This is a genomic window from Streptomyces sp. NPDC127190, from assembly GCF_042672505.1.
Lineage (GTDB): Bacteria > Actinomycetota > Actinomycetes > Streptomycetales > Streptomycetaceae > Streptomyces.
Genome location: NZ_JBHXVE010000003.1, coordinates 194,370 through 201,371 on the forward strand (window position 1 = coordinate 194,370; position 7,002 = coordinate 201,371).

At 75.2% G+C, this 7,002-nt stretch carries 6 protein-coding genes; all 6 read left to right on the forward strand.

Going from position 1 to position 7,002, the window contains the following annotated elements; genetic code table 11:
• The first annotated feature begins 136 nt into the window (after window positions 1–136).
• A complete protein-coding gene (locus ACFVIU_RS06630) occupies window positions 137–814 on the forward strand; it encodes an AIM24 family protein (protein ID WP_385841047.1) in 678 nt (225 codons plus the stop codon).
• Window positions 815–971: 157 nt separating this feature from the next.
• A complete protein-coding gene (locus ACFVIU_RS06635; protein WP_385841049.1) occupies window positions 972–2,012 on the forward strand; it encodes a tetratricopeptide repeat protein in 1,041 nt (346 codons plus the stop codon).
• Window positions 2,009–3,028, forward strand: coding sequence for a polyprenyl synthetase family protein (locus ACFVIU_RS06640; RefSeq protein ID WP_385841050.1), 1,020 nt, complete (start codon window positions 2,009–2,011; stop codon window positions 3,026–3,028). Before ACFVIU_RS06635 ends, ACFVIU_RS06640 begins: the two co-directional genes overlap by 4 nt.
• Before the next feature lie 93 nt (window positions 3,029–3,121).
• Window positions 3,122–4,093 carry a threonine/serine dehydratase gene (locus ACFVIU_RS06645; RefSeq protein ID WP_385841052.1) on the forward strand — a complete coding sequence of 324 codons (972 nt, stop codon included), beginning with the start codon at window positions 3,122–3,124 and terminating at the stop codon, window positions 4,091–4,093.
• A 122-nt stretch (window positions 4,094–4,215) separates the two neighbouring features.
• Complete coding sequence (locus ACFVIU_RS06650; protein ID WP_385841053.1) at window positions 4,216–5,802, forward strand: protein kinase; 1,587 nt, start codon at window positions 4,216–4,218, stop codon at window positions 5,800–5,802.
• A 50-nt stretch (window positions 5,803–5,852) separates the two neighbouring features.
• A complete protein-coding gene (locus ACFVIU_RS06655) occupies window positions 5,853–6,824 on the forward strand; it encodes an LLM class F420-dependent oxidoreductase (RefSeq protein WP_385841054.1) in 972 nt (323 codons plus the stop codon).
• Window positions 6,825–7,002 lie beyond the last annotated feature (178 nt).

Below are 7,002 nucleotides of genomic sequence, written 5' to 3' on the forward strand. Positions count from 1 at the left end.
GGGGGGGGGGGGGGGGGGGGGGGGGGGGGGGTTTTGGGGGGCCCCCCCCCCCCCGGGGGGGGGGGCGCCCCGGGGGGGGGGGGGGGGGGGGGGGCGGGGGGCGCCCCCCCCCCCCCTCCGGGACACCATGCCCGGCATGAAGGGTGATCTTTTTTCGCATCAGAACCGGGTCCTGCCGGCCACCGAGCCGGGCATGACCGTGGAGAACGCCAAGTGCATCAGATACGTGGTGCACGGCGAGATGTACGCCCGGCAGGGCGCGATGATCGCCCACCGCGGCGGCCTCGCCTTCGAGCGCAAGGGGCAGGGTGTCGGCGGCATGCTCAAGCGAGCGGTCACCGGGGAGGGGCTGCCGCTGATGGCGGTGCGCGGGCAGGGCGAGGCCTGGTTCGCGCACGAGGCGCAGAACTGCTTCATCGTCGAGGTGGAGCCCGGTGACCGGTTCACCGTCAACGGCCGCAACGTCCTGTGCTTCGACGCCTCGCTGTCGTACGAGATCAAGACGGTCAAGGGCTCCGGCATCGCCGGTGGCGGGGTGTTCAACAGCGTGTTCAGCGGGCACGGCCGGCTCGGGCTGGTCTGCGAGGGCAACCCGCTGGTCATACCGGTTACGCCCGAGGCGCCGGTGTACGTCGACACGGACGCGGTGGTCGGCTGGTCGGCGCAGCTCGAGACCTCGCTGCACCGCTCGCAGTCCATCGGCTCGATGCTGCGCGGCGGTTCGGGCGAAGCGGTCCAGCTGATGCTCCAGGGCGAGGGGGTCGTCGTGGTGCGGCCGAGCGAGCTGACGCCGCAGAAGAACCAGCAGCACTGAGCCTTCCGATGTGATGCGCGTCGCACAGTCAACCCCGGCGGCGGAACCCGCGTCTTGATCCACAACAGACCGAAGCCCCGGTCCCGCACGGGACCCGGGGCATGTTTCCGAGACGCTATACACGTCATGTATACACTCCGTGTATAGAAGGGTACGCATGTACGGCAAGGCTTTCGCCCCGGAGTACCAGGGCGCCCTGACCACCCTGTCCGTCAACTCCTCGCTGGTCGATGTGCTGGCCGAGGCCACCGAACGGCTGCGCGAGGCCGAGCGCTCCGGGCACCCGGGCGAGGCGGCGCGCTGCGGACTCGCCGTCGCCGAGGCACACCGCCGGCTCGGCCATGTGCAGGACGCGGACCGCGCCTGGAAGGCGAGTTACCGCGCCGCCCGGGAGGCCGGCGACACCGCCGCGATGGCCTGGGCGCTGTGGAGCGGCGGCACACTGGCCCGGCAGCGCGGCGCCTTCCCGCTGGCCTGGCGGCTGCTGGGACTCGCGGCCGAACTCGGCGAGCGCGGCGGGGACGTCGTCGTCCGCGGCTACTCCCTGGCCGGGCTCGCCGAGACGGGCCGGATCCAGGGCGACTACGCCGCGGTCGGCCGGCTGCACGAGCAGCTGCTGGCCGAGGCCCGCCGGCGCGGCGAGGCCCGGCACACGGTGTGGGCGCTGGAGGGCATCGCCCAGATGCACCGCAACACCGGGGAGTACGACAGGGCGTACGCGCTGTTCGAGGAGGCGGCGGAGATAGCCGCGCGGGCCGAGGACCGGCGCGGCCACGCCTGGGCGCTGCGCGGACTGGCCGACGTCCTCTCGGTGCGCGACGGCGACACCGGGCGGGCGCTGGAGCTGTTGTCCGAGGCGGAGACCATGTGTCGCGCGATGAACCTCTCCAGCGCGCTCGCCTACAACCACAAGATGCGCGGCAACGTCCTCTACCGCGCGGGACGTTACGCCGAGGCCCGGGAGCTGTACGAGCTGGCGCTGGAGGAGTTCCGCGCGATGAGCGAGCCGCGCGGCGAGGCGCTGTCCCGGCTGGGCCTGGCGAAGTCGCGGGCGATGCTGGGCCGGAGCCCCGCCGAGACGGCGGCCGAACTCGCCGAGCTGGCCCGCTCCCTGGAAGGCGGCGGGCTGAAGCACGTACGCGAGCTGGTGGCCCGGGCCCGGCAGGAGTTCGCGCCGGCCGCGGAGGCCGTGCGATGACCGCGCTCCAGGCGCCGCCGGGCGCCACCGAGATCCTGGCCGGCTGCCGGGAGCTGGTGCGGCCCGCGCTTCAGGAGGCGGTGGGGCGGCTGCATCCGTGGGTGGCGGAGATGGCCGCGTACTCCTTCGGCTGGTGCGAGGTCGGCGGAGCGCCCGCCGCCGCGCCGGGCGGCAAGGGCGTCCGGCAGACGCTGGCGGTGCTCGGGGCCCGGGCGGCGGGCGCCGACGAGCAAACCGGTGTCCCGGCGGCGGTCGCGGTGGAGCTGGTGCACGCCTTCTCGCTGCTGCACGACGACATCATGGACGGCGACCCGACCAGGCGCCGCCGCCCCGCCGTGTGGCAGGCGTACGGCACCGGCCCCGCGGTGCTCGCCGGCGACGCGCTGTTCGCGCTGGCGGTGGAGACGGTCGCCGCCACGCCCCAGGGTCCCGGCGCGGTACGGCTGCTCTCCGCGGCCCTCGCCGACCTGGTGCGCGGGCAGGCCGACGACCTGGTGTTCGCGGCCCGGCCGTGCACCGGTCCGGACCGGGTGACGGCCGGGGAGTACCGGGCGATGGCCGAGGGCAAGACCGGCGCGCTGCTCGGCTGCGCGGCCGCGCTGGGCGCCGCGCTCGGCGGGGCGCCCGAGGCCACGGTCACCGCGCTGGACCGGGCCGGACGGCACCTCGGCATCGCCTTCCAGCTGGTCGACGACGTGCTGGGCATCTGGGGCGACCCGGCGGTCACGGGCAAGCCCGTGGGCGGCGATCTGCGGGCGGGCAAGAAGACGTTCCCGGTGCTGGTCGCGCTCGCCTCCCCGGCGGCCGGGCGGCTGCCCGCGCTCCTCGGTACCGAGGAGGGGGCGCCCGAGGCGGCCGCGCTGATCGAGAAGGCCGGGGGCCGTGCGGCGGCGCTGGCCGAGGCGCGGGCCCACACCGCCGCGGCGCGCGGGCTGCTCGCCGGTGCCCCGCTGGCCGCCGGCGCCGCCGCGGACCTGGTCCGGCTGCTGGAGTTCCTGCTGGGCCGGGCCCTGTAGCCGTACCGCGAAACGGTGTTGACCAGGGACACCCTCCCGGGTCAGGGTGCGACCGGCGCGGCTCCCACCCCCGCGCCGGAAGGGTGAAGCACCTTGATCGGCATCTCGGACATCGAAGCCGCGGCGGAGCGGATCGCCGGACACGTCGTGCGCACACCGACGGTCCCCAGCCCCGGGCTGACCGCGCTGCTCGGCGTCCCGGTCACCGCCAAGCTCGAACTCCTCCAGCGCACCGGCTCGTTCAAGGCCCGCGGGGCCATGGCGAAACTGCTGTCGCTGAGCGCGGCCGAGCTGGCGGCGGGCGTCGTCGCGGTCAGCGGCGGCAACCACGGCATCGCCGTCGCCCAGATGGCGGCGGCGCTCGACGTCAAGGCGACCGTGGTGATGCCCCGGACCGCGCCCGCGCGCTCCGTCGAGATCGTGGAGCAGGCGGGGGCGTCGGTGCGGCTGACCGACGGCATGGACAGCGCCTTCGAGCTGGTGACGCGGCTCAGGGACGAGGGGCTGACGCTGGTCCATCCGTTCGACGACCCGCTGGTGATCGCGGGTCAGGGCACGGTGGGTGCCGAACTGGCGGAGGACGCGGGCGAGCTCACCGATGTCGTCGTCAGCATCGGCGGCGGAGGGCTGATCGCGGGCATCGCGGCGGCCCTGCGCGCCCTGCGGCCCACGGTGCGCGTGTGGGGCGTGGAGACGGAGGGCGCGGAGGCCATGTCGGCGGCGCTGCGGGCGGGCGGCCCGCTGCCGGTGCCGGTGTCGTCGCTGGTCACCACGCTCACCGCGCCCTCGGTGTCCCAGCTGACGTACGACCATGTCGCCGCGCTGGTCGAGGAGGTGCTGGTGGTCCCGGACCGGGACGCCGTGCAGGGATGCCTGGACCTCGCCGACCACGCCAAGGTGTGGGCCGAGCCCGCCGCGGGCTGTGTGCTCCCGGCGGCCCGGCAGGTGGTGGAACGGGTCGGCCCGGACGCCCGGATCGGGCTGGTGGTGTGCGGGGGCAACACGACCCCCCGGGAGGTCGCCGGCTGGGCCGAGCGCTTCGGACTGCTCAGGCCCGCCGGCTGAGCGCACCGCCGCGGCGTGTTGACCGAAAGACAGGAAGTGGGCCGGAGCCGGGCATCCTTGAACGCACCCCCACATGCCGCGCGTACCCCTGGGCGACACCGGGCAAGGGGTTTCAGCGAGGGATGACCATGGTCAAGGCGCACGTCTCCGCGCACGCGTCGGTCGCCGGGCGGTACCGGCTGCTGGAGGTCTTCGCCCGCGAGACCAACCGACTGTGGTGGTACGCCGAGGACATGGCGGCGGCACAGCCCCGCCTGATGGCGCAGACCGCCCTGCCGGAGTCCGCCGGCGAGGACGGCGCGCACCGGATCACCGCCCGCCTCGTCCGCACCTCCGAGACGCTGCGGCTGCTGCGGCCCGGCCGGGTCGCCGCGGTCGTCGACGCGGTGGTGGAGTCCGGCACGCTGTGGACGGTCACCGAGTGGATCGACGGTACGGCGCTGTGCGAACTCCTCGACCGCGAGGGGCCGTTGGATCCGGCGCGTGCGGCACGGATCGGCCTGGAGCTGCTCGACGTGCTCCAGGCCGCGCACGACGAAGGCGTCACGCACGGTGAGCTGAGCCCGGGCCAGGTGTTCGTGCGGGAGGACGGGACCGTCGTCGTGGCCGGGTTCGGGCTCGCGGGCGCGACCCTCGTGCCCCGGCTCACGGCACCGTCGTACGCCTCGCCCGAGCAGGCCCGCGACGAGCGCATCGGCCCGGCCGCCGACCTGTGGGCGCTGGGCGCGCTGCTCTACACGATGGTCGAGGGCCGGCCGCCGTTCCGGGACCGCGGCCGTCCCGACGCCACGCTGAAGGCGGTGGACCGGCTGCCGCTGCGCACCCCGCTGCGCACGGGAGCGCTGACCCAGGCCGTGGAGGGTCTGCTGCGGAAGGACTCCCGGGAGCGGCCGTCCCGGCAACAGCTCCGCGAGGCGCTGCTCCGGGCACGCGACGCCGGTACCGACGCCGGGCGGGAGCCGGAACCGGAACCCCGGCCGCGCGGGGCGTACCGGTGGGCGTCCCTCGCCGTGCCGGGCCGGAGCAGACGGGTCCTGGCCCTCGGCACCGCGCTCGCCGTCGGCACCGTCGCGGCCGGGGTGCTGGCCGCGACCCACCTCCTCCCCGGCACGGCCCCGGCCGGGCACCCGCCCCGGGCCGGCGCCCCGGCCGCCCCCTCCTCCGCCCGGCCGGCCGGCACACCGACCGGCACACCGACCGCCCCGGCCACGGCCGCATCCCCGGCACCGGTCCCGGACGGGCTGCCGGCCGGTTACCACCGCTACACCGCCCCCGAAGGCTTCCAGGTGGCGCTGCCCGACGGCTGGCGGCGGCTGGCCACCTCGCGGGTCACCGACCGCACCTACCGCGTCACCTTCGGGACCGGCGGCTCCTCCCCCACTCTCGCCGTCACCTCCAGCGAGCACGTCGGCCCGGACCCGGTGGCCGTCTGGCGAGACGACGTCGAGCCGGGCCTCGCGCGGACGCCCGGCTACCAACGGGTCGGCGCGATCCGCGCCACCGGCTACCACGGACACCCGGCCGCCGACCTGGAGTGGCTCTCGGGGACGGGAGCGGCGCGGGTGCACACCTTCGGGCGCGGCTTCCTGCTCGGCGGCCAGCGGGGCTGCTCGCTCCGCTTCACCGCGCCGGCCGGGGCCTGGGACACCCCGGCCGTCCGGCTGGCACTGAAGACCTTCCTGGCCACGTTCCGCGAGCCGAACGGCTGAGCCGAAGGTCCGGTCCGTTTTCCTGCGGCCGAGCCGGGGACTCGCACCCTATGGTGCAAATCGGATACACGATGATGACCGAGCAGGCCGGTCCGCGGGATCTCGTGGACCACCTGGTGCGTGCCGAGGAGGCCGGCTTCGACTTCTCGGTGACCTCGGACCACGCCTTTCCCTGGCTGCGCTCGCAGGGCCACTCACCATACGCGTGGAGCGTGCTGGGCGCGGCCGCGCAGGCCACCTCGCGGATTCCGCTGATGACCTATGTGACCTGTCCGATCCGCCGTTACCACCCGGCGGTGGTGGCGCAGAAGGCGGCCACCATGCAGCTGCTGTCCGAGGGCCGCTTCCGGCTCGGGCTGGGCGCGGGCGAGAACCTGAACGAACACATCGTGGGCGGCGGCTGGCCTCCGGTGGACGTGCGCCACGAGATGCTCGAGGAGGCCGTACGGATCATCCGCGCGCTGTTCGAGGGCGGCCATGTCACCCATCACGGCCGCCACTTCGAGGTGGACTCGGCCCGGCTGTGGGATCTGCCCGACCAGCCGCCGCCCATCGGCATCGCCGTCTCCGGCGAGCAGTCCTGCAAGCTCGCCGGGCATCTCGCCGACCTGGTCATCGCCACCGAGCCGAAGGCGGGTCTGCTGGAGGCCTTCGACCGGCACGGGGGCTCCGGCAAGCCCCGGGTCGGCCAGCTGCCGGTGTGCTACGACCCCGACCGGGACGCTGCGATCAAGCGCGCCCACTCCCAGTTCCGCTGGTTCGGCCTCGGCTGGAAGGTCAACGCCGAACTGCCCCACCCGGACTCCTTCGAGGCCGCCACCCAGTTCGTGACCCTGGACGACGTCGCCTCGGCCATCCCGTGCGGCGACGACCCGGACGCCTTCGTGGACGCCGTAAGGCCGTACGCCGAGGCCGGGTTCGAGGAGGTCGCGCTGGTGCAGATCGGCGGCGACTCCCAGCCGGAGTTCCTGGACTGGTCGGCGAAGACCCTGCTGCCCGCGCTGCGGGAGGCACTCGGCTGAGGCCGGCCCGCGACGGAGGCCAGGAGTTCCGGGGAGTTCCGGCCGTCGCGGGACCGGGCGTCACCCGTCGTGGGGGGGGGGGCGGCCCCCGGGGGGGGGGGGGAACCCCGCGCCCCCCCCCCCCCCAGTCCGGGTGCGGGGGGGGGGGCCCCGCGGGGCGCCGCAACACCAACCTCAC

Coding starts and splice junctions, on each gene's coding strand:
- ACFVIU_RS06630 (WP_385841047.1), top strand. CDS start 137: ATGAAGGGTGATCTTTTTTCGCATCAGAACCGGGTCCTGCCGGCCACC.
- ACFVIU_RS06640 (WP_385841050.1), top strand. CDS start 2,009: ATGACCGCGCTCCAGGCGCCGCCGGGCGCCACCGAGATCCTGGCCGGC.
- ACFVIU_RS06635 (WP_385841049.1), top strand. CDS start 972: ATGTACGGCAAGGCTTTCGCCCCGGAGTACCAGGGCGCCCTGACCACC.
- ACFVIU_RS06655 (WP_385841054.1), top strand. CDS start 5,853: ATGGTGCAAATCGGATACACGATGATGACCGAGCAGGCCGGTCCGCGG.
- ACFVIU_RS06650 (WP_385841053.1), top strand. CDS start 4,216: ATGACCATGGTCAAGGCGCACGTCTCCGCGCACGCGTCGGTCGCCGGG.